We start from the raw sequence: 21,303 nt of genomic DNA, 5'->3' as shown, positions 1-21,303 counted from the left end.
AAAGGCTCCATTGTGTGGTTTTGTTCAAGAAAGGGTCAGGCACCGGGCAGGGCCAGCAGGGCGATCTCTCCCGGCCAGCGGGCGCGGAGGGTGTTGGCCGCGTGATGCGCGCGCAGGCCGGTGCGGCAGGCGAGCACGATGCGCGGTGTGTGGGGCGGCAGCAGCAGGTCCGGCAGCGCCTCGGGGGGGACATGGCGCGCTTGAGCTGAGAAGGGCGCGGGCGCTTCGGCGCGCAGGTCGATGACCATATCGCGCGGGGCGATCTGGCTCTCGGCAATGAAGCGCACGGGCGACGCAGGTTCGAGTGCGCTGTCAAAGCGAAAGCCCGACATCCGCCATTGTGCAGCGTCCCAGATCATCAGCTGCCCGAGCGGAGAAGGCGACAGCCCCAGCAGCACTGAAAGCGCCATCTGCGCCTGCGCCGCGCCGATCATCCCCACCACGGGGCCCAAGACGCCCGCCGTGGCACAGGTGGCTGCCGTTTGCGGCAGGTCCGGGAAAACCGCGCGGAGGGAGGCGGCCGGTCCACAGAAGCCGCCGACATAGCCCGACAGCCCAAGCGCCGACGCCGAGATCAGCGGTTTGCCCTGTGCCAAGGCCCCATCCGAAAGCGTCAGGCTGGCGGCGAACGTATCCGCGCAGTCGAGGGCGATATCGCATTCCGCGAGCAATGCGGGCGCATTGGCGGGGGTAAGCCATTCAGCGCAGGGCGTAACCGTCACCTCGGGGTTCAGCGCCGCCATCGCCTCGGCGGCGGCCTTGACCTTGGACCTGCCAATATCATCCATCCGGTAGAGCGGCTGTCGATGTAGATTGCTCTCGGCCACCACATCGCCATCGACCAACGTGATCTGCCCAACACCGGCCCCGACGAGGTATTGCAGCACCGGCACCGCCAGCGCTCCGGCACCAACAACCAGCACATGCGCCGCAGCAAGCCGTTCCTGCCCCTCGGCACCGACCTGCGGCAGAATGGTCTGCCGGGCGTAGCGGCTCATGCCGTCACCTCAAGCCATTCGCGCATTCGCGCCTCGGGGTCTGCGTTCAGCGTGATATCCGTGACCGCCGCCACCGTGTCGGCCCCGGCGGCAAAGGCCCCCGGCGCGCGGGCGACCGACATGCCGCCAATAGCGCAAAGCGGGATATCCCCGATCCGCGCCTTCCATTCGGTCAGCCTATCGAGGCCCTGTTCGGTCCATTTCATCTTTTTCAGGATCGTCGGATAGACGGGGCCGAGGGCGATGTAGTCGGGGGCGAGAGCCAGCGCGCGGTCAAGTTCGGCGTGGTCATGGGTGGAGAGGCCCAGTTTCAGCCCCGCGCGGCGGATCGCGGGGATGTCGGCTGTGTCCAGATCCTCTTGGCCCAGATGCAGCCAGTCGGCCCCCAGTTCGATCGCCAATTCCCAATGGTCATTCACCACCAGCAGCGCGCCGTGTTGGCGGCAGAGGTCGAGCGCGGTGGTGATCTCATCGCGCAGCACCTCTTCGGACGCATCCTTGATACGCAACTGCACCAGCTTCACGCCCAAGGGCACCGCCTGCGCGACCCATGCAGCACTGTCAAAAACGGGATAAAAACGCGGCAAGCTCATAGCCAAGCCTTTCCGATGACGGGGGTGGAGGGCACGGCCATGTCACGCTGGCCCATGGGGCCGGAGGCAGCGGCAAGCGCGCCCGCGCGGCAGGCCAGCGCGAAGGCTTCGGCCATAGCGGCGGGGTCGCGGGCCTCGGCCACGGCGGTGTTCAAAAGCACCGCGTCAAACCCCATCTCAAGCGCCTGGGCAGCATGGCTGGGCAGGCCAAGCCCCGCATCAATCACCATCGCCACATCGGGAAATGCCGCCCTCAGGCTGCGCAGCCCGTGGAGATTGTTCAGCCCCAGCCCCGACCCAATCGGCGCGCCCCAAGGCATCAGCACCCGGCAGCCCGCATCGACCAGCCGCGCAGCTAGCACCTGATCTTCGGTGGTGTAGGGAAAGACCTCGAACCCATCGGCGCAAAGCGCCTCGGCAGCCTCGACGAGCCCGAAGGGGTCAGGTTGCAGCGTGTCGGCATGGCCGATGACCTCAAGCTTGATCCAATTGGTCCCGAAATACTCTCGCGCCATCTGTGCCGTGGTGATCGCCTCGCGTGCGGAATGGCAGCCGGCGGTGTTGGGCAGCAGATGCACGCCAAGCCCGCGCACCATGTCCCAAAACGCCTGACCCGCGCCCTGTTCGCGGCGCAGCGAAACGGTTGCGACCGGGGCGGCGCTTTGGCGAAAGGCGGCCTCCATCACCGCGGGCGAGGGGTAGCGTGCGGTGCCCAGCATTAGCGGCAGGGGCAGAGAAACGCCGTAAAAGTCGCGCATCGCTCAGCCCCCCTGCATGGCGCTGAGCACTTCGAGCCGGTCACCATCGCCGAGCATCGTCTCACCCCGCGCCCCTGCGGGGACGAAACTGCCGTTGAGGGCGGTGGCGACCTTCGCCTCGCCCCAGCCAAGCTCCACCAAGGCCGCGTCAAGCTGCGTGGCTGTGACCTCACGCGCTTCGCCGTTCACTTCAATTTTCACGAAATAAATCCCCCGTTGTCGCTGTTGCAAGAAAGGCTGCGGCCTGTTCTGCCAAGGCTGGAGCCATCAAAAATCCATGCCGAAACAATCCATTAAGGTGCAGCGTCGCGCCGCGCTGGACGATTCCGGGCAGGTTGTCGGCAAAGGCGGGGCGCAGGTCGGCGCCCATCTCAATGATCTCGGCTTCGGCAAAGCGCGGGTCGAGCGCATAGGCCGCCGAAAGCAGTTCCAACGCCGAGCGCGCGGTCATTTGGGCGCGGCTGGCGCTTTCGATCTGGGTTGCGCCCAGCATGTAAATTCCGTTCCCGCGCGGCACCACGTAAAGCGGGTGGCGCGGGTGCAGCAGGCGGATCGGGCGGGTGAGAGTTACATCAGGCGCGCGCAGCAAGATCATCTCGCCGCGCACCGCCCGCAGGCCGGGCAGGTCTGCGCTGGCGGCCATGCCACGGCAGTCGATCACCGGGCCTGCGACCTTGGATGGGGTGAGGGGCGTGGGCTCGACCTTCACCCCATGGGCGGTGAGCGTTTGGGTCAGATCATGCAGGGCTTGGCGCGGGTTCAGATGCGCTTCTTCGTCAAAGAACAGCCCGCGCCGATGACGCCCGGCAAGCTCGGGCTCGAACGCCGCGATGGCCTCGGCGTCGCAAGGGGTGTGGCCGTCGGTCCGGTCGGCGAACCGCTGGATCTCAGCGCGGTCCCGTTCCGGGGCGAGGACCAGCGTGCCCCTGTGGGTGACCTCGGTAATCTCAGACCAGAGCGCCGCGGCATGCCGCCCGTGGGTCACCACCGCAGGCTCGCTCAGCGCGCCTTCGCAGAAGGGGGCGAGCATCCCGCCCGCCCACCATGAACAGCCATGCGGACCGGGCGTGCCTTTGCGGTCGACCAACCGGGGCCGCAGCCCCTGCGCCAGACAGGCCCGCGCGGCCCAGAGCCCCGCAACGCCTGCGCCGATGATGGTGACGTCACTCATGGGGCCAAACCGCGTGGAAGTGGTGGACCGGACCGTGGCCGCTGCCGATGTTGAGGGTGTCGGCAGCAGTAATGGCGCGTTGCAGATAGGCGTGGGCGGCCTGCACGGCCTGCGGCAACGTCTGCCCCCGCGCCAGCCCTGCGGCGATGGCGGCGGAAAGTGTGCAGCCGGTGCCGTGGGTGTTGGCGGTGTGCTGGCGGGGCGCGGAAAGGCGCAGGGTTTCATCCGCGGTGATCAGCAGATCGACGCAGGTCTGCCCCTTGCCATGCCCGCCCTTCATCAGCACCGCGCCGGGACCGGCAGAGAGCAGGGCGCGGCCCTGTTCCAACATGGCGGCCTCATCGGTGGCTTCCGGCCTGTCCAGCAGCCGTGCGGCCTCGGGCAGGTTTGGCGTTAGCACATGCGCCAAGGGCAGCATCCGGTCACGCAGTGTCGCCACCGCCTCGGCAGAGAGCAGCGCATCGCCGGATTTCGCCACCATCACCGGGTCGAGCACCACAGGTGCGGCGCAGCCCGCCAGCCCCTCGGCCACGGCGGTGATCGTTTCAAGATCGCCCAACATGCCCACTTTCACCGCACCGATCGCCAGATCATCAAAGACCGCCGCCATCTGTGCGCGGATCATCGCGGGAGAGATCATCTCAACCCCGGTGACCGCGCGGGTGTTCTGCGCCGTCACGGCGGTGAGCACGCTGGCCCCGTAAACGCCAAGCGCGCTGAAGGTCTTGAGATCGGCCTGAATCCCCGCCCCGCCGCCGCTGTCGGACCCCGCAATCGTCAGTGCTTGAAATGCCATTTGGCCCCCATGTGTTAGATGGGCCAAGGGCGTGTGGATACGGGATAAACGACGGGCCGTTTGGGGCCGATGCTTGGTTCCGTTCCCTACGCCGGTACGACCCGGATCAGGTTCGATGGGTCGGTTTTCACCTCTCAGCCTTGCGGCACCCCAACGGATTGCGGGCAGGCTAGCGAGGGGCGTTCATAGGGTCAACAGGGGATCTGTTATTTATTAGTTTGCGTTTTATATCATGTGGTTGTGCTGCATATCTCATGCATCACGTGAGGATTCGTTAATGAAAATCCCGCGATCTGGGGATCACCTTGGCGTCGCGCGGATGGCCGTGCATGGCCACCTGACCGGGCAGCGGATTGGTAGGGTGATCGCCCCGCGTCGTGATGCCGGGCATCGGCGCCTCCGACAGCGCGGCGAGCCTGTCAGAGCGGTCCTCAAGCCGGTCGGCCACCACATGGATCACCCGCCCGTCGGTCTGCACGCGGCCCTCGACCACCAGAAGCCGCGCCGACATGATCGTGGGGCGGTAGAGCTTGAACATATTGGGCCAGATCACGAGGTTCGCCACGCTGCATTCATCCTCCAGCGTGATGAAACACACCCCCTTGGCGCTGCCGGGTTTCTGGCGCACCAGCACCAGCCCGGCGAGTTTCACCCGCCGCCCGTGGCCCATTCGCCCCAAATCGCGGGCCGAAGCAAACCCCTGCGCGGCAAGGCTGCTGCGGTAAAAGGACATTGGATGCGCCTTGAGCGAGAGCCGCAGGGTTTGGTAATCGGCCACCACCTGTTCGGCCTTTGGCATCACCGGCAGGGTGACTTCCGGCTCCGGCCCCTGAGCCGCGGCCTCGGCATGGTCAAAGATCGGCAAGGCGGGCGCGTCGCGCAGCCCTTGCGCTTGCCAGAGCGCTTGGCGTCGGTCGATCCCCATGCTGCGCATCGTGTCGGCGGCGGCGAGTTGACGGATCGCCTTGGCGTCGAGCCCCGCGCGGCTCTTGAGGTCCTCGACATCCGCGTAAGGCATCTCGCGCCGGTCCATGATCCGCGCGCCCGCCTTTTCCTGCAGCCCGTCCACCATGCGCAGGCCAAGGCGCAGGGCGAAGCCGTCGCCACAGGGCTCCAGCGTGCAGTTCCAGTCGGAGTAATTCACATCAACCGCGCGCACCTCAACCTGATGCTCACGCGCATCGCGCACGATCTGGGCGGGGGCGTAGAAGCCCATCGGCTGGGAGTTTAAGAGCGCGCAGGCAAAGGCCGCCGGGTAGTGGCATTTCATCCAAGACGAGACATAGACCAGCTTGGCAAAACTCGCCGCATGGCTTTCGGGAAATCCGTATTCGCCAAACCCCTTGATCTGGTCGAAACAGCGCTGCGCAAAGACCGGGTCATAGCCGCGCTTGGTCATCCGGCCCACCATCTTGTCCTGCAGCTTCTCGATGGTCCCGCGCGAGCGGAAGGTGGCCATGGCCTTGCGCAGTTCGTTCGCCTCGGTCGGTGAAAACTGTGCGGCGTCGATGGAAATCTTCATCGCCTGTTCTTGAAAGATCGGCACGCCCAGGGTGCGGCTGAGGATGCTGAACAATTCGTCCTGCGGATAGGCCGGGCCGGGGGCAGGGTAGACGACGCTCTCCATCCCCTGGCGGCGGCGCAGGTAGGGGTGGACCATATCGCCTTGGATCGGGCCGGGGCGGACGATGGCGACTTCGATCACCAGATCATAGAAGACGCGGGGGCGCAGCTTGGGCAGCATGGCCATCTGCGCACGGCTTTCCACCTGAAAGACACCCAGACTGTCGCCCCGGCAGAGCATGTCGTAGGTGGGCCGCCCGGTGGCGTCGTCCTCGTGATCCTCGACCGGGACGGTGGCAAGTTCCAGCGGGCGGTCGTAATGCGCCTCGATCAGGTCGAAACATTTGGCGATACAGGTCAGCATGCCGAGGGCGAGGATGTCGACCTTGAAGATCTGCAGCGCGTCGATGTCGTCCTTGTCCCACTCGATGAAACTGCGCTCGGGCATGGCGCCGTTGCCGATGGGCACGATCTCGGTCAGGGGGCGTTCGGTCAGGATGAAGCCGCCAACGTGTTGGGATAGGTGGCGCGGCATGCCGATCATCTGGGAGGCCAGTTTCAGCACCATGCGCAGATAGGGGGCCGACAGGTCCAACCCCGCCTCGCGGGCGCGGTCATCGTCCATCTGGCCCTCGAAACTGCCCCAGATCGTGCCCGCAAGCTTCGAGGTCACGTCTTCCGACAGCCCCATCGCCTTGCCGACCTCGCGAATGGCCGAGCGCGGGCGGTAGTGGATCACTGTGGCGCAAAGCCCGGCGCGGTGGCGGCCGTATTTGCCGTACATATACTGGATGACTTCCTCGCGGCGCTCATGCTCGAAGTCGACGTCGATGTCGGGCGGCTCGTCGCGTTCCTCGCTGAGGAACCGCTCGAACAGCAGGTTGTGCACCGCCGGGTCGACCGAGGTGATGCCGAGGCAGAAGCAGACGGCGGAGTTGGCCGCCGAGCCGCGCCCTTGGCAGAGGATCGGCGGCTCAGCCTCCTCGCGGGCAAAGCGCACGATGTCGTAGATGGTGAGGAAATAGCGGGCGATCTTTTTGGCGGAGATGAGCGCGAATTCCTTTTCGATCGTCTTTTTCACCGTCTCGGGCACGCCCTCGGGGTAGCGCCGCGCCGCGCCCTCCCATGTCAGCCGCGCCAATTCCTCCATCGGGCTGCGGCCTTCGGGGACGATCTCATGCGGGTATTCATAGGCCAGATCGGTGAGGCGAAAGGCGATGCGGTCCGCCAGCCGGCGCGTCTCGGCGATGGCATGGGGCCAGTCGGCGAAGAGGCGCAGCATCGCCTCGGGCGATTTCAGGTGCCGCTCGGCATTGGCGGCCAGCAGATAGCCCGCCTTGGGCACGATCACGCCTTCGCGGATCGCCACCATCACGTCCTGCAAGGGCCGCCGGTGGCGCGCGTGGTAGAGCACGTCGTTGGTGGCCAAAATCCTCAGCCCATGGGCGCGGGCCAGTGCGTCCAAGCGGTTGATCCGGGCCCGGTCATCGCCACGATAAAGGAAGCTTGCGCCCACATGCCGCATGTCCGGCAGTGCTTTCACCAGACGCGGCAGGCCAGCGGCAAAGACATCGAGGTTTTCGGGCGGCATGACGATCAGATGCAGCCCCTCGGCGTGTTGGCTCAGCATCTCCAGCGTCAGATGGGTCTCGCCCTTTTGCTGCCATTCGCCGTCCACCGATTGCATCTTGCCCGCCGAGAGCAAGGTCGAGAGCCGCGCATAGGCGGCGCGGTCTTGCGGGTAGGCCAGCAGTTCAGTCCCACAAAGCAGCACCAGCCGCGCACCGATCAGGGGGCGGATATGGGCCTTTTCCGCCTCCACATGCAGCCGCACCACACCTGCCAGCGTGTTGTGATCCGCGATGCCGAGGCTGTCGTAGCCGTGGTGATGCGCCGTCTCGACCAGATCGACGGCGTCCGAGGCGGCGCGCAGGAAGGAAAAGCAACTGGCCAGCCCGAATTCGACGTATTCCGCCCGCGGCGGGGCGGCAAAACCGTCCCCGCCCAGCGTTCGGCGTTTATGTCCTTCCTGCTCGGGCATCAGGCGAAAAGCCCATGCAAAAACCAGCGTGGCTCGGCCCCGCGACCGTCATAGATCACCCCCTCGCGGTAGAGCCAGAAGCGCTGGCCGCCCTCGACCTCCACTTTATAATAATCGCGCAGACGGGTGCCGGGGCGGTCGCGCCACCATTCGGGCGCGATGCGTTCGGGGCCGGCGTGGCGCGTGGTTTTATAGGTGACGCGCCGCCAGTTGAACTGCGAGGGCGGGCCTTCGGGCACGGCATAGATCACGCGCACCTCTTCGGCGGGGGTCAGCAGACGCAGCGGGCGGTCGCGCAGCAAGGCGGGTGCGGCGGTGGGCGTGCCTTGCTGGGCGTCGACACGTTGTTCCACCCGTTCGGGCTTGTGGGTCTCGCGCCACTGCGGCCAGTTGACCTTGTCCGCGCCCAGCTTCGTGGCGAGCCGGTCGAGCAGCCCGGCCACATCCGCCGAGGGGTCGCGTTTGCCGTCGAGGTGGTCTTGCATCAGGGGCAGCGGTTCGCTGGCCAGTACCTCCAGCGTCAGCAGGTCGAAGCCAAAGCCGCTGTCGATGTTTTCCAGTTTGCCGTCGAAAAGCCTGCGCAGATGCGCGGGATCACGGCTGGCCCGCGCCGTGGCGACCCCAAGGGCACGCCAATCGCCGTCGATGCGGTAGATGGTCAGCCGCAGCCGCCGCGCGCCAAGCTCGGCGCGGGCCAGAAGGGTGCAGAGGTTATCGACCAGCGCGGGCAGATGCGGGGCGGGGTCGATCACCGGCTCAGGCAGGCGGTTGCGGGTTATGAAATGGCGATGATCCGGCGGGGCGTTCAGCGGATCGGCGGCCTTGCCGAGCGCCTTGTCCAGCAGGATCAACGGGTTGCGATCGGGCTTGAGGCTGGCAAAGCGCCGCATCAGCGCGGCGCGGGGCAGATCGCTGAGCGCGCCGATGGTCTTGAGGCCCAGACGGCCCAAGAGCCGCGTGGTCTGGGCATCCAGCCGCAGGGCGGCGACGGGCAGGGGGGCGAGGGCGGTGGCCACGTCCTCGGCCCCGCAGATCTGCGCGCCGGAGCCGAAGCGTGCCAGTGCCTGCGCGGCACCGGGAGTGGGGGCCATGGCGACCCGCGCGGTCAGCCCCTGTAGCGCAAAACGGCTGCGGATGTCGCGCAGCATCGCGGCCTCTCCGCCGAACAGATGGGTGCAGCCGGTCACGTCCAGCAGCAGGCCGTGGTCCTGATCCCGCGCCGTCCAAGGGCACCAGCGCCGCGCCCAATGCACCAGCCGTTGGATCAGCGCCTCATCCCCCTCCAGATCGGCGGGTTCCACATGCAGATCGGGGTGGATGGCCTGCACATCGACCACCCGCGCGCCCGCCTCGATCCCGCGCATCGTGGCGGCAGCGCTCAGCCCATAGACCACCGGCCCATGGGTTCCGTCGCGCGACAGGACGACGGGCACCTCATCCCCCGGAACGCTGCGGTATTGGGCGATCACCCGGCGCCACCGCTCCATCGTCAGCATAGGGAACCAGACGGAGACGATCCGCGGCGCGGGGGCTTTGGCTTTTGTCGGGGTCATGGGCAGCCACCCAACGTCCCGGCGCATGGCCGCGCGCGCGAAACAGTTCCAAATCCCACCGCGCCGCGCCGGGGGCCTGCGCATTGTATGGATGGGCCTGAGAGGGCAGCGAGGAAATGCGCCACCGCATGCGCGCCGCGCTCAAGCCGCCGGGATCGCCGCTGCGAATGAGATAGAGCGGCACATTTGAGGCCTCGGCCCGAAGCGAGAGCCGTTTGGTGGCGGTGAAATCCAGCACCTCCGGCCCGCCGTGCACCTCGCCGATCACGGCAGAAAGCCCCGCACAGGCGGCCCCTTCCTCCATCGTCCAAAGCACGTCGCGCGGGTGGCTGACGGTGACCAGCAGCACCGGTTGTTCCAGCCCGAAACCGCGCAAGCTGGGCGTATAGGGCGCCCCATTCTCGCGCCGCGACAGAAAGTCCTGCACCCAGAGCACCGGCCCCTTGCCGCGCGGCAGCAGCGACAGCACGAAGGCACTGGCCGGGGCCGTGGCGAAGGCCCCCGGAAAGACATCCGTCAGCGGCGCATGTGCTGCCAGAACCCCCGGATCGGGGGGGGTCGACGGCCTGCGCCGCGGCAGGGTAAGGACCTGCCCATATGTAGAATCGGTTGTCATGCACGACTCCATATGTTCACATTTTGTTCTATTCATAAACGATGAACTGCGGTTCTGTCAAAGATTTGAGCGGTGCCGCGAAGCCCTTGCCGGGGCGCGGAAAAACCGCATCTACTGAGCCAAGGGCGGCGACAGGAGGCGAAAATGTGCAATCTCTACTCCCTCACCAAGGGGCAGGACGCGATCCGCGGCTGGTTCGACGGGATCGAGGACCGCGCGGGCAATCTGCCGCCGATGCCCGGCATCTACCCCGATTATCCGGCCCCGGTGGTGCGCCACGGCGAGGGCGGCCCGGTGCTGCAGATGATGCGGTGGGGGATGCCCTCTCCGGCCTTCGCGCTCAAGGGCAAAAAGACCGACCGCGGCGTGACCAACATCCGCAACATCGCCTCACCGCATTGGCGGCGCTGGCTGGTGCCGGAGCAGCGCTGCGTCGCGCCCTTCACCGCCTTTTCCGAGCCGCTGAACCGCCCCGGCGAACGCTCGCGCCCGATCTGGTTCGCGCTTGGCGAGGACCGTCCGCTGGCCTTCTTTGCCGGGGTCTGGACGCAATGGACGAGCGTGCGAAAACTCAAGGACGGGGAGACCACGGATAACCTCTTCGGCTTCTTGACCACCGAGCCCAATGCCGAGGTCGGTGCCGTGCACCCCAAGGCAATGCCGGTGATCCTGACCACGCCCGATGAGGTGCAACGCTGGCTTACGGTTGAAACGGCCGAGCTGCCCAGCCTGCAACGCCCCTTGCCGGACGGCACGCTACAGGTCATCGACCCCGAGGATTAAGCCGCCTCGGCCATCATCCGTGCCGCCATCGCCAGATCAGAGCGGAACTGCGCCGTGGCCTCTTCGCGCAGCGCCGGATCCGGCACGCGCAAGAGGTAGGAGGGGTGCAGGGTGATCAGCACCGGGATGCCTTCTGGCCCCGCCTCGATCGTGCCGCGCCGTTTCAGGATGCCCGTGCCCTTACCGGTGAGGCTCTGCGCCGCCGTGGCGCCCATGGCGAGGATCAGCTTGGGCTGCACCTGCGCCACCTCGGCGTTCATCCACCAGCGGCACTGGTCGATCTCGGGCGTCTCGGGGCGCTGGTGAATGCGGCGTTTGCCGCGCGCGGTGAATTTGAAGTGCTTGACCGCATTGGTGACGAAAGCCGCCTCGCGATCGAGGCCCGCTTCACCGGCGATGCGGTCGAACATTTGCCCCGCCGGCCCGACGAAGGGGCGGCCCGCGAGATCCTCCTGATCGCCGGGTTGTTCACCGACCACCATCAGATCGGCGCGGTTTGGCCCTTCGCCCGGCACGGCTTGGGTCGCATGGCAATGCAGCGGGCAGCGGGTACAGGCGCGGATGGCGGAGGGCAGGTCTTCCATCGGGCCGTCCCAAGCGGATGAGAAGGCCGAAAGCTGCGCCTGCACCCGGTCCATCCGCACCGGCGGCAGGGTGGGGGCCGCTTCGGCCATGGCGCGGGCGCGGGCGGGGGCTTCGGCGATCATCTGGGGAATGAAGGCGGCCTCGGGCATGTTTTTCCAGTATTTCTTGGGCATCTCGGATTGCATCGCCTTCACCATCAGGCGGGCGGGGTTGAAGATGTTTTGGAAGTAGGTGATCCAAAGCTGCTCGCCCGCGTCCTCGGGCAGGTCGGGCTTGGCGTGGCCCTCCTGAAAGCTGAGCTTGCCATTCTCGAAGATCGCCGAGACGTCGGGCGTCAGGATGCGCCAATCCATGTCGGAAAACCGCCGCACGAAGAAATCCGCCGTCGGCTCCACCGTGTGATGCGTGGGCTCGAACCAAGCGGCGAAGCTTCGGCGCGGGGCGTTTGGGTCGCCGATCTCGCGGAAGCGGACGAAGGCCTTCATCTTGTGCTGGCAGCGGCGGACGTTCTTCTCCATTCCGCGCAGCACGGCGAGGTCGGCATCGCCCCGGTCGGACATCAGATGCGGCGCGTCTTTCACGCGCCAAAGAAAGGCATAGAGCCGCGCGAAGCGTTCGGGATCGCTGTGCCAGACCGCCGTCTCGGCCATGGAGACGAAGCTGCGCGGGACCGAGACCTGCCCGCCCTTGGGCGTCACATTCTCGCCGCCGAAAAGATCGGGCGCGGCGGCATGGTCGCCCCAGAGAATATCCTCGGGCGGGATACCTGCGGCCAAAAAGCCGCGCGCCGCTTCGCGCCATGCCTTCGCGGTACCGATCGGGGGCAGGGAGACGCGCTGCATTAGAACAGCGTCAACTGTTCGGGCGGCGGCGCGAAGCGCGCGCGCAGGTCGGCGCTGTCGGTCAGCCCACCGGGCGACCAGCCGCCCGCGGTGACGAAGGCGCGGGCCTTTTTCATCGAGGCACCCATGCGGGTGAGGTCTTCGTAGCGCAAGCTGCGATGCCGTCGCGCGGCGAGGATACGGGTCACGGTTTTCACCCCGAAGCCCGGCACGCGCAGCAGCATCTCGCGGCTTGCGCGGTTGACGTCGAGGGGGAAGTGCTCGCGGTGCACCAGCGCCCAGGCGAGCTTGGGGTCGACCTCGAGATCGAGGTTGCCGTCGCGGGTGACGGAGGTGATCTCGTCCAGTTGAAAATCATAGAAGCGCAGCAGCCAATCGGCCTGATACAGCCGGTGTTCGCGTTGCAGCGGCGGGCGGATCAGCGGCAGTTTGGCGGAACTGTCGGGGATCGGTGAAAAGGCGGAGTAATAAACTCGCTTAAGCTTGTAGCTGGAGTAAAGCCGCGTCGATTGGCCCAGCACTGTGGCGTCGTTCGACCCATCCGCGCCGATGATCATCTGCGTCGACTGGCCTGCGGGCGCGAAGCGGGGCGGGCGCTTACCAGAGAAGGATTTCTCTTTGCTCGCGTCCTTGACCATCCGCACATTCGCCATCGCGCGGCGGATCTGCTCGGGCTTTTTCTCGGGCGCATATTGCTGCACCGCGCTGTCGGTGGGAAGTTCGACATTGATCGACAGTCGGTCCGCCAGACGGCCTGCTTCCTCGATCAACTCAGGGGAAGCATCGGGGATCGTCTTGAGGTGGATATAGCCGCGAAAGTTCTCTTCGTGCCGCAGTTTGCGGGCGATCTGCACCATATCCGACATCGTCGCATCGGGGGAGCGGATCACGCCCGAGGACAAGAACAGCCCTTCGATATAGTTGCGGCGGTAGAATTCGATGGTGAGCTTGACCACCTCATCCACGCTGAACCGCGCCCGGTCGACGTTGGACGACACGCGGTTGATGCAATAGCTGCAATCGTATATGCAGAAATTGGTCATCAGGATCTTGAGGAGGCTGATGCACCGCCCGTCGGGGGCGTATGCGTGGCAGATGCCGCTGCCTTCGTTTGAGCCCAGCCCCTTGCCATCGCGCGAGTCGCGTTTGGTCGAGCCGGAGGAGGCGCAGGAGGCGTCGTATTTCGCCGCGTCGCTGAGAATCGCCAGTTTTTGATCGAGTGTCTGTTTTGCCATGCGTTCTATATATGTTCTCATGGCTAGGGTGTCATTAAACTATCTTAATGCCGCGACAATCTGCGCAGGGCACCGCCTGTGCGATGGCGCGGGCAGGGGTGAGAGTTTAAATTGACGTAGCGAAATCTTGTCGCTACGAATTACATGCAGATACATATTATGCATATGCATGCGAGAGCACCGGGGCAAAGATCGCGGGCTTTTGATCACAACCGGGAGACGATCATGAAAACAACAACTACGCTCAGCGCGGCGCTCTTTGCCGTCAGCACCCTTGCCACCACCAGCACCGCCAGCGCCGACGAAGTGACGCTACGCGCCGTTTCGGCCTTTACCCTCGGCACCGCCTTTAGTCGCGAGTTTGAATCCTTTGTCGAATGGATCAACGAGAACGGCAAGGGGGTCGTGCAGATCAATATGGTCGGCGGGCCGGAAGCCGTGCCGCCCTTTGAATTGGGCAATGCGGTGCAATCAGGCGTTGTCGATATCGCCAACAACACCACCGCCTATTACCCGAACCTGCTGCCCACGGGCGACGCGCTGCATCTGGCGGAAAACACCATTCAAGAGCAGCGCGAGAATGGTTGCTATGAACTGGTCGACCGCATCCACCAAGAGCAGATGAACGTCAAATACCTCGGCCATGGCGGCGACGGGATCGGCTATCACCTCTATCTGACCAAACCGGTCGAAGGGCCGGACCTCAGCGGTCTGACCATCCGCACCACGCCGGTCTATCAAGCGATGTTTACGCAGCTGGGTGCCAATCTGGTGCGCACCGCGCCGGGCGAAGTCTATAGCGCGCTGGAGCGCGGCGCGATCGACGGCTACGGCTGGCCGAGCCAAGGGGTGCTGGATCTCGGTTGGGACGAGCAGACGAAATACCGGGTCGACCCGAGCTTCTATAACGTTGACGTGAACCTGCTGGTGAACCTCGACACATGGAACGGGCTGACCGACGAACAGCGCGCCAAGCTCGAAGAAGGTGCCGCTTGGATGGAAGAGCTTAACAACGACAATGCCGACCGCAACGCGACGGAATACGCCGCGCAGGCGGATGCGGGGATCGAGACGATCACCTTCAGCGAGGCCGATGCCGAAGCTTGGACCAATGCCGCGCGCGATGCCGGTTGGGCGGCGGTTGAAGAGGTCGATGCCGATCTTGCGCAGCAGATGCGCGCCTGCATGACCAAGTGATCGCCCGATGATCTCAACATTGTTTGACCGGACACTCCGGGGGCTGGCCGTTTTCTCGGCCGGTATCCTCGGGGTGATCGCGGTGTTTATCGCGATCAACGTGGTGCTGCGCAATCTGGGGCTGCCGGTGGTCTATGGGGCGCTGGATGCAATCCAATATGCGCTGATGATTGCCACCTTCCTTGGCGCGCCTTGGGTGCTGTCAATCGGCGGGCATGTGAAGGTTGATCTGATCACCAGCAACCTGTCGCAGCGCACCGCCTATGGGTTGACCCGCCTGACCAGCGCCATCGGCGCGGTGACGGCGGGGGTGCTGGGCTGGTACGGGCTGCAGGCGGTGCTGGCCTCTGCCGCCCGTGGGTCGATGATCCGCACGTCATTCGTGATCCCGGAGTGGTGGATGCTGGCCTTTGTGCCGCTGTCGCTGGCGCTGTGTACGATCATCTTTATCCGTCGTCTGCTCTATCCGGAAACGGCCGAGCGTAGCTTGAGTGGTCTTTGACATGGATTGGGGCCTGACACTGACCTTGATGCTGGGCGGATTGGCGGTTTTGCTGTTGATCGGTCTGCCGGTCGCCTTTGCCTTCATCGCCGTGACAACCGTGGGGGCGTATTTCGTGCTAGGCGGAGACCGCGGCATTCTGCAACTGGCACGCAACTCAGCGCAGTCGGTGGCGAATTTCCAGCTCGCGCCGATACCGCTGTTTATCTTGATGGGAGAGATCCTCTTTCAAACCGGGGTCGCGCATCGCGCCATTGATGCGATTGAGCGTGTGGTGACGCGCATTCCGGGCCGCATGTCGGTGGTAACGATCTTTGGCGGCACGATCTTTGCAGCCCTTTCCGGCTCGACCATCGCCAATACCGCGATGCTGGGCGGCACGCTGCTGCCGGGGATGCTGAAACGCGGCTATCATCCGTCGATGGCGATGGGGCCAATCATGGCCTCGGGCGCGATTGCGATGCTGATCCCGCCCTCGGCGCTGGCGGTTCTGGTGGGCTCGCTCGCGGGAATCTCCATCGCCGGGCTGCTGATCGCGGGGGTGCTGCCCGCGCTGCTGCTGGCAGTGCTTTTTGTGGCCTATGTGGTGGGGCGGAGCCTTCTCGACCCGAAAGTCGCGCCGCCTGATGTCTACGAAGAAATGCCGCTGCGCGAACGTTGGACACCATTCGTGATCTATGTGCTGCCGCTGTCGGTGCTTTTCGCGGTGGTGATCGGCTCGCTTCTGGCGGGGATCGCAACGCCCACGGAAAGTGCCGCCCTTGGCAGCATCACCGCTGTTCTCATCGGGGCGGCCTACCGCGCGCTGAGTTGGGAGAAGATGGGCCGCGCGCTGATGGAGACGCTGAAGCTGTCGGTGATGATCCTGTTCATCATCGCGGCCAGCCAGACCTTCGCGCAGGTGTTGTCCTTTTCGGGGGCGACCAATGGGCTGATCAACGCAATCAACGCGGTCGATCCGACGCCTTTGATGGTGCTTTTGGGGATGATCGCGATCCTGCTGTTTCTGGGCTGCTTCATTGATCAAGTGTCGATGCTGATGGTCACCGTGCCGGTCTTCGTGCCTCTGGCGGGTGCGATGGAGATCAACGAGCTGACCCTCGGCGTGGTCTACCTGCTGACGATGGAGATCGGCCTGCTGACGCCGCCCTTCGGGTTGCTGCTGTTTGTCATGCGCGGGGTCGCCCCGCCGGAAATTCGCATGCCGCAGATCTATGCCTCGGTGATGCCGTTCTTGCTGATCAAGCTCTTCGTTCTGGCCCTCATCGTCTGGCTACCGGGCATCGGCACTTGGCTGCCCAGCCTGATGGGCCGGTAAAGACCTCAAGGGCGGTGCGGATCAGCGCCGCCCTGCAAGTTATTGCCATAATTCGACATTTGCCTGCACCATGCGCTCGGGCGGGGCGTGCGTCCGCTTGCATTACCCCGCGTAATACGTTTGTAATCCCGCGCGGGGGCAATGCTTTCCCACCCCTAACACGCGAGGAGCACCGTGATGGCAAACCCCCTTTATGACACCCTGTTTGGCCGTCACGCTGGCAAGACAACAGCCTTTCTGCATCTCGAAGGCGGGGTGACCCTGACCCATGCGGGATTTCTGGGCCGTGCCGCGCGATTTGCCCATGTACTGACCGGGCTGGGGCTGAAACCCGGTGACCGGCTGGCGGTGCAGATCGACAAATCTGCCGATGCGCTGGCGCTCTATGCCTCTTGCGTGCAGGCCGGGGTGATCTTTTTGCCGCTCAACACTGCCTATACCGCGGACGAAGTACGCTATTTCGTGACTGACAGCGGGGCGGCGGCCTTTGTCTGCCAGCCCGCGCGCCGCAATGAGATGGCCCCGGTGGCCAAGGCCGCAGGCTGTCAGCTTGAGACCTTGGGCACCGAAAACGATGGCAGCTTTGCAGATCGTGCGACTTCGGCCTCCGACAAGTTCGAGACCGTCGCGCGGGCGGCGGATGACCTCGCGGCCTTCCTCTATACCTCCGGGACCACGGGGCGCTCTAAGGGCGCGATGCTGACGCAGGCGAACCTCTTGTCGAACGCGCAGACGCTGGCTGAATTGTGGCGCTTCACCGCGCGGGACGTGTTGCTTCATGCGCTGCCGATCTTTCACACCCATGGTCTGTTTGTAGCGACGAATGTGACGCTGGTGGCGGGGGGCGCGATGATCTTCATGCCCAAGCTCGACATCGACCGGCTGATCGACCGGATGCCCCATGCCACCGCGATGATGGGCGTGCCGACCTTCTATACCCGGCTTTTGGATGACGCACGCTTTACCAGTGAAACCGCAGCGAACATGCGGCTGTTCATTTCGGGGTCGGCGCCGCTTTTGGCCGAAACCCATGTCGATTTCGAAACTCGGACCGGCCACCGTATCCTAGAGCGTTACGGCATGACCGAGACCAATATGAATACCTCCAACCCCTATGAGGGCGAGCGCCGTGCGGGCACCGTGGGCCTGCCGCTGCCGGATGTGGAGTTGAAAATCACCGACCCCAAAACCGGCGCGACCCTCCCGGACGGAGAGATCGGCAGCATTGAGGTACGCGGCCCGAATGTCTTCAAGGGCTATTGGCAGATGCCCGAGAAAACCGCCGCCGAACTGCGCGAAGATGGCTTTTTCATCACTGGCGATCTGGGGCGGCGCGATGCGGATGGCTATGTGACCATCGTGGGCCGCGACAAAGACCTGATCATCTCGGGCGGCTATAACATCTACCCCAAGGAGGTCGAACTGCTGCTCGACGACCAACCGGGCGTGTTGGAAAGTGCCGTGATCGGCGTGCCGCATCCCGATTTCGGTGAAAGCGTCGTGGCGGTGCTGGTGGCGCGTCGGGGTGTGGAATTGGACCTAGAGAAGATCGCCGCGGACGTGGCCGGATCGCTGGCTAAGTTCAAACAGCCCCGCAAGTTGATCGTGCTGCCGGAACTGCCGCGCAACACCATGGGCAAGGTGCAAAAGAACGTGCTGCGCGACACCTACCGGGACCTGTTTCAGACAAGTTAAGGGCATGGGCGGGCAGGGGGCTGTCCCCCACACCGGATTTGCCCTGCGCGAAATCTTCACCCGCATGACCGCCATGGGTCTGCCTCGGCCGCGTAACCTGCGACAAACTGGCGTTTAATGCCCGGTTTCGCTTGAGGTATCGGGAAAATTTCTACAGAACGTGGTGACCTTTCAGTCCGCCAGATCAGGAGTTCGCGTGTCCCTCTTCCTTATCGTTGCTTTGCCTTTCCTTGGTGCATTGTTGCCCGGACTGATGAATTCCGCAGGACGTCAGGCCTGTGCCGGGGTGACCTTCATGGTGACGCTGGTGGCATTGATTGGCTTGCTCACACATCTGCCCGCCGTGCTGGCCGGAGAATTGGTCACCGCGCGGGTTGACTGGATCCCGCAGCTTGGCCTGAACCTGACCTTGATGCTCGACAGTCTGGGCTTTTTCTTTGCCTGTCTGATCCTTGGCATCGGTCTGTTGATCATCGCCTATGCGCGGTCCTACTTGTCGCGTGATGATCATATGGGTGAGTTTTTCACCTATCTGCTGCTGTTCCAAGGCGCGATGGTCGGTATCGTCCTAAGCAATAACGTGCTGATCTTGCTGATTTTCTGGGAGCTGACCTCGCTCTCGTCCTTCCTGCTGATCGGCTATTGGAAACATCTGCCCGAAGGCCGCCAAGGCGCGCGCATGGCGTTGACCGTAACCGGCATGGGCGGCCTTGCGATGATCGGTGGCATGTTGCTGCTGGGTCAGATCGTCGGCAGCCATGACCTGAGCGTGATCCTCGACAATCGCGAGATGATCCAAGCCTCGCCGCTCTATCTGCCCGCGCTGATCCTGATCCTCTTGGGCTGTTTCACCAAATCCGCGCAGTTCCCGTTCCACTTCTGGTTGCCGCACGCGATGGCCGCGCCGACACCGGTTTCGGCCTATCTGCACTCTGCCACGATGGTGAAGGCGGGCATTTTCCTGTTGGCACGCATGTGGCCGGTGCTGTCGGGCACGCCAGAGTGGTTTGTCATCGTTACCACGGCGGGGCTTATCACCATGGTGCTGGGCGCGATCATTGCGCTGTTCAAACATGACCTCAAGGCGCTGCTGGCCTTCTCGACCGTCAGCCACCTTGGCCTGATCACCATGCTTTTGGGCACTGGCACGGCCTTTGGCGCGATGGCGGCAGTGTTTCACATCCTGAACCACGCGACCTTTAAGGCGGCGCTCTTTATGTCGGCGGGGATCGTGGATCACGCGGTGCATACCCGTGACATCCGCCGCTTGGGTGGGTTGCGGCATCTGATGCCTGTGACCTTTGTCATCGCCACGCTGGCGGCGCTGTCGATGGCGGGGATCCCGCTGCTCAACGGCTTCCTGTCGAAAGAGATGATGCTGGAGGAAACCCTGCACACCACGCTGTTTGGCATGCAGTGGCTGGTGCCGGGGCTTGCGACCTTTGGTGCGCTCTTCTCGGCGGCCTATAGTTTCCGTCTGATCGGCCATACCTTCCTTGGCAAAGAGCGTGACGACTATCCCGACCATCCGCATGACCCCAAGCCCGGTCTGTGGCTGCCGCCTGCGTTGTTGATCATCCCCGTTGTGGTGATCGGTCTCGCGCCTTTCCTAGCCGAGCCTTTCGTCAAACTGGTGACAGCCTCTGTCCTTGGCGGCGCGGCCGAGATGCCTTCGGCGCATTTCAAAATCTGGCACGGGCTGGGTCCGGCGCTTTATATGTCGATCATCGCCGTTGTTGGCGGGTTGATCTTGCTGGCGCTCTTCACCCCGCTGCTGCGACTTTGGGATGCCGCGCCCCGGCCCGAGGCCAAGTCGATCTTTGACCGGATCATTGCGGCCTTTGTCGGCCTGTCGCAGGCGATTTCGCTGCGTCTGCACAACGGTGCCTTCTCGCGCTATGCCGCGATTATGGCGGTGACCGTGGTTGTGGTGGGCTATCACGCTTGGGCTACCGGCACTGTGGGGGCGGCGACCCGCGAGTTGCAGCCGACCAACGCCGTGCAGATTGCGGGCTGGCTGATGCTTGTAGCGGCGGCCTGCGGGCTGGTGTTCCTGCACCGCAACCGCCTATTGTCGCTGATCCTGATCGGCATCGTGGGGCTGATCGTCTCGGCCGGTTTCGTCTTTTTCAGCGCGCCCGACTTGGCGATGACCCAGCTGACGGTTGAGGTGGTGACGATCATCTTGCTGTTGCTGGCGCTGAACTTCCTGCCCAACCGCACTCCGATCGAAAGCAGCGTTTTGCGGCGCAGCCGCGATGTGGTGGTGTCGGTCGGCGCAGGCTTGGCGACCATGGCCCTGTCTTACCACTATCTGCTGCGCGACACTGTCGCGCCGAGCATTTCTGAATTCCACCTTGCGAACTCCTACAAGGGCGGCGGCGGCACCAATGTGGTGAACGTGATCCTCGTCGATTTCCGGGGGTTCGACACCTACGGCGAGATTATCGTGCTGGGCATCGCCGCGCTGCTGATCTACGCCCTGACCGAGACGCTGCTCTCCGGCCCAGTCCGTGCACGCCTGCTCAACCGCAAGCCGGACCAGCCACGGGCAGGGGACCGGCACCCGATGATGATGGTGGTGATGACCCGCGTCATCATGCCGGTGGTCCTGATGGTGGGCTTCTACATCTTCCTGCGCGGCCATAACGAGCCGGGCGGCGGGTTTATCGCCGGTCTGATCGTCTCCATCGCCGTGGTGATGCAATATATGGCCAGCGGCTTTGCTTGGGCTTCGGCGCGGCTGCGCTATCCCTATCATGGGATCATCGGCACGGGCGTTCTGATCGCGGGGCTGACGGGGATTGGCTCATGGCTCTTTGCCAAGCCGTTCCTGACCTCGGATTTCACCTATGTGCGCATCCCACCCTTCGACAAGTTTGAGCTGGCGACTGCGGCACTTTTTGATCTTGGCGTGTTCCTTGCCGTTGTCGGTGCGGTGATGCTGTCGCTGGAAAGCTTCTCGCGGCTGGCCCGCCGGGCGCATGTGCCTGAGGCCGATCATCCGATGGACATCGACCCATCGCGCGAAGACACCACCAAGGCGGAGGCATAAAC

At 64.4% G+C, this 21,303-nt stretch carries 17 protein-coding genes and 1 riboswitch; of the genes, 6 read left to right on the top strand and 11 right to left on the bottom strand.

The window, feature by feature from the left end; all coding sequences use genetic code 11:
* Window positions 1-35 precede the first annotated feature (35 nt).
* The 9 genes from O4H31_RS11690 to O4H31_RS11650 all read right to left on the bottom strand — a co-directional run bounded on the left by O4H31_RS11690 (window position 36) and on the right by O4H31_RS11650 (window position 10,089).
* Window positions 36-998 carry a HesA/MoeB/ThiF family protein gene (locus O4H31_RS11690; protein WP_269345959.1) on the bottom strand — a complete coding sequence of 321 codons (963 nt, stop codon included), beginning with the start codon at window positions 996-998 and terminating at the stop codon, window positions 36-38.
* Window positions 995-1,591, bottom strand: coding sequence for a thiamine phosphate synthase (locus O4H31_RS11685; RefSeq protein WP_269345957.1), 597 nt, complete (start codon window positions 1,589-1,591; stop codon window positions 995-997). Before O4H31_RS11685 ends, O4H31_RS11690 begins: the two co-directional genes overlap by 4 nt.
* The gene (locus O4H31_RS11680) at window positions 1,588-2,349 is read right to left on the bottom strand and encodes a thiazole synthase (RefSeq protein WP_269345955.1); all 762 of its coding nucleotides are present in this window, start codon (window positions 2,347-2,349) and stop codon (window positions 1,588-1,590) included. Before O4H31_RS11680 ends, O4H31_RS11685 begins: the two co-directional genes overlap by 4 nt.
* 3 nt (window positions 2,350-2,352) lie before the next feature.
* Window positions 2,353-2,550 carry a sulfur carrier protein ThiS gene (gene thiS, locus O4H31_RS11675; protein ID WP_269345952.1) on the bottom strand — a complete coding sequence of 66 codons (198 nt, stop codon included), beginning with the start codon at window positions 2,548-2,550 and terminating at the stop codon, window positions 2,353-2,355.
* Window positions 2,540-3,520, bottom strand: coding sequence for an FAD-dependent oxidoreductase (locus O4H31_RS11670; RefSeq protein WP_269345950.1), 981 nt, complete (start codon window positions 3,518-3,520; stop codon window positions 2,540-2,542). The genes thiS and O4H31_RS11670 overlap by 11 nt, the downstream gene beginning before the upstream one ends.
* On the bottom strand, window positions 3,513-4,316 hold the full coding sequence (gene thiD, locus O4H31_RS11665) for a bifunctional hydroxymethylpyrimidine kinase/phosphomethylpyrimidine kinase (protein WP_269345948.1): 804 nt from the start codon (window positions 4,314-4,316) through the stop codon (window positions 3,513-3,515). Before thiD ends, O4H31_RS11670 begins: the two co-directional genes overlap by 8 nt.
* A gap of 66 nt (window positions 4,317-4,382) precedes the next feature.
* A riboswitch (TPP riboswitch) is annotated at window positions 4,383-4,479 on the bottom strand.
* A 111-nt stretch (window positions 4,480-4,590) separates the two neighbouring features.
* A complete protein-coding gene (locus O4H31_RS11660) occupies window positions 4,591-7,920 on the bottom strand; it encodes an error-prone DNA polymerase (RefSeq protein WP_269345947.1) in 3,330 nt (1,109 codons plus the stop codon).
* Window positions 7,920-9,407: a Y-family DNA polymerase gene (locus tag O4H31_RS11655; protein ID WP_269346341.1), complete on the bottom strand. Its 1,488-nt coding sequence runs from the start codon at window positions 9,405-9,407 to the stop codon at window positions 7,920-7,922. Before O4H31_RS11655 ends, O4H31_RS11660 begins: the two co-directional genes overlap by 1 nt.
* Entirely contained in the window at window positions 9,355-10,089 is a 735-nt protein-coding gene (locus O4H31_RS11650; RefSeq protein WP_269345946.1) for an ImuA family protein, read from the bottom strand. The genes O4H31_RS11655 and O4H31_RS11650 overlap by 53 nt, the downstream gene beginning before the upstream one ends.
* 144 nt (window positions 10,090-10,233) lie before the next feature.
* On the opposite strand from O4H31_RS11650, the gene O4H31_RS11645 reads away from it, so the two are divergent.
* Window positions 10,234-10,872: an SOS response-associated peptidase gene (locus tag O4H31_RS11645; protein WP_269345944.1), complete on the top strand. Its 639-nt coding sequence runs from the start codon at window positions 10,234-10,236 to the stop codon at window positions 10,870-10,872.
* Here O4H31_RS11645 and O4H31_RS11640 read toward each other — a convergent pair.
* Together O4H31_RS11640 and O4H31_RS11635 are read right to left on the bottom strand one after the other, a co-directional pair.
* Entirely contained in the window at window positions 10,869-12,299 is a 1,431-nt protein-coding gene (locus O4H31_RS11640) for a UdgX family uracil-DNA binding protein (RefSeq protein WP_269345942.1), read from the bottom strand. The genes O4H31_RS11645 and O4H31_RS11640 overlap by 4 nt on opposite strands.
* Complete coding sequence (locus tag O4H31_RS11635; protein WP_269345940.1) at window positions 12,299-13,534, bottom strand: putative DNA modification/repair radical SAM protein; 1,236 nt, start codon at window positions 13,532-13,534, stop codon at window positions 12,299-12,301. Before O4H31_RS11635 ends, O4H31_RS11640 begins: the two co-directional genes overlap by 1 nt.
* A gap of 225 nt (window positions 13,535-13,759) precedes the next feature.
* Between O4H31_RS11635 and dctP the strand changes: the two genes are divergently transcribed.
* The 5 genes from dctP to O4H31_RS11610 all read left to right on the top strand — a co-directional run bounded on the left by dctP (window position 13,760) and on the right by O4H31_RS11610 (window position 21,301).
* Entirely contained in the window at window positions 13,760-14,731 is a 972-nt protein-coding gene (gene dctP / locus O4H31_RS11630; RefSeq protein ID WP_120350809.1) for a TRAP transporter substrate-binding protein DctP, read from the top strand.
* 7 nt (window positions 14,732-14,738) lie between these two features.
* On the top strand, window positions 14,739-15,233 hold the full coding sequence (locus tag O4H31_RS11625; RefSeq protein WP_269345937.1) for a TRAP transporter small permease: 495 nt from the start codon (window positions 14,739-14,741) through the stop codon (window positions 15,231-15,233).
* A gap of 1 nt (window position 15,234) precedes the next feature.
* Window positions 15,235-16,551, top strand: coding sequence for a TRAP transporter large permease (locus O4H31_RS11620; protein WP_269345936.1), 1,317 nt, complete (start codon window positions 15,235-15,237; stop codon window positions 16,549-16,551).
* Between the two features lie 177 nt (window positions 16,552-16,728).
* Window positions 16,729-18,246 (top strand): malonate--CoA ligase, encoded by a 1,518-nt coding sequence (locus tag O4H31_RS11615; RefSeq protein WP_269345934.1) that lies wholly within the window; start codon window positions 16,729-16,731, stop codon window positions 18,244-18,246.
* A gap of 196 nt (window positions 18,247-18,442) precedes the next feature.
* The gene (locus O4H31_RS11610) at window positions 18,443-21,301 is read left to right on the top strand and encodes a monovalent cation/H+ antiporter subunit A (protein ID WP_269345932.1); all 2,859 of its coding nucleotides are present in this window, start codon (window positions 18,443-18,445) and stop codon (window positions 21,299-21,301) included.
* The last annotated feature ends 2 nt before the right edge of the window (window positions 21,302-21,303 follow it).

This window comes from Sulfitobacter dubius (assembly GCF_027214245.1).
GTDB classification, from domain to species: Bacteria; Pseudomonadota; Alphaproteobacteria; order Rhodobacterales; family Rhodobacteraceae; genus Sulfitobacter; species Sulfitobacter dubius_A.
The sequence above is the reverse complement of the archived record's forward strand: the minus strand, read 5'-3'. Positions and strand labels throughout refer to the sequence as shown.

What these genes read in the sequence shown, in the direction of transcription:
- thiD (WP_269345948.1), bottom strand. Translation starts at nt 4,316, where the DNA reads ATGGCATTTCAAGCACTGACGATTGCGGGGTCCGACAGCGGCGGCGGG.
- O4H31_RS11690 (WP_269345959.1), bottom strand. Translation starts at nt 998, where the DNA reads ATGAGCCGCTACGCCCGGCAGACCATTCTGCCGCAGGTCGGTGCCGAG.
- O4H31_RS11640 (WP_269345942.1), bottom strand. Translation starts at nt 12,299, where the DNA reads ATGCAGCGCGTCTCCCTGCCCCCGATCGGTACCGCGAAGGCATGGCGC.
- O4H31_RS11685 (WP_269345957.1), bottom strand. Translation starts at nt 1,591, where the DNA reads ATGAGCTTGCCGCGTTTTTATCCCGTTTTTGACAGTGCTGCATGGGTC.
- O4H31_RS11670 (WP_269345950.1), bottom strand. Translation starts at nt 3,520, where the DNA reads ATGAGTGACGTCACCATCATCGGCGCAGGCGTTGCGGGGCTCTGGGCC.
- O4H31_RS11655 (WP_269346341.1), bottom strand. Translation starts at nt 9,407, where the DNA reads ATGGAGCGGTGGCGCCGGGTGATCGCCCAATACCGCAGCGTTCCGGGG.
- O4H31_RS11645 (WP_269345944.1), top strand. Translation starts at nt 10,234, where the DNA reads ATGTGCAATCTCTACTCCCTCACCAAGGGGCAGGACGCGATCCGCGGC.
- O4H31_RS11680 (WP_269345955.1), bottom strand. Translation starts at nt 2,349, where the DNA reads ATGCGCGACTTTTACGGCGTTTCTCTGCCCCTGCCGCTAATGCTGGGC.
- O4H31_RS11660 (WP_269345947.1), bottom strand. Translation starts at nt 7,920, where the DNA reads ATGCCCGAGCAGGAAGGACATAAACGCCGAACGCTGGGCGGGGACGGT.
- O4H31_RS11635 (WP_269345940.1), bottom strand. Translation starts at nt 13,534, where the DNA reads ATGGCAAAACAGACACTCGATCAAAAACTGGCGATTCTCAGCGACGCG.
- O4H31_RS11625 (WP_269345937.1), top strand. Translation starts at nt 14,739, where the DNA reads ATGATCTCAACATTGTTTGACCGGACACTCCGGGGGCTGGCCGTTTTC.
- O4H31_RS11650 (WP_269345946.1), bottom strand. Translation starts at nt 10,089, where the DNA reads ATGACAACCGATTCTACATATGGGCAGGTCCTTACCCTGCCGCGGCGC.
- dctP (WP_120350809.1), top strand. Translation starts at nt 13,760, where the DNA reads ATGAAAACAACAACTACGCTCAGCGCGGCGCTCTTTGCCGTCAGCACC.
- O4H31_RS11620 (WP_269345936.1), top strand. Translation starts at nt 15,235, where the DNA reads ATGGATTGGGGCCTGACACTGACCTTGATGCTGGGCGGATTGGCGGTT.
- O4H31_RS11615 (WP_269345934.1), top strand. Translation starts at nt 16,729, where the DNA reads ATGGCAAACCCCCTTTATGACACCCTGTTTGGCCGTCACGCTGGCAAG.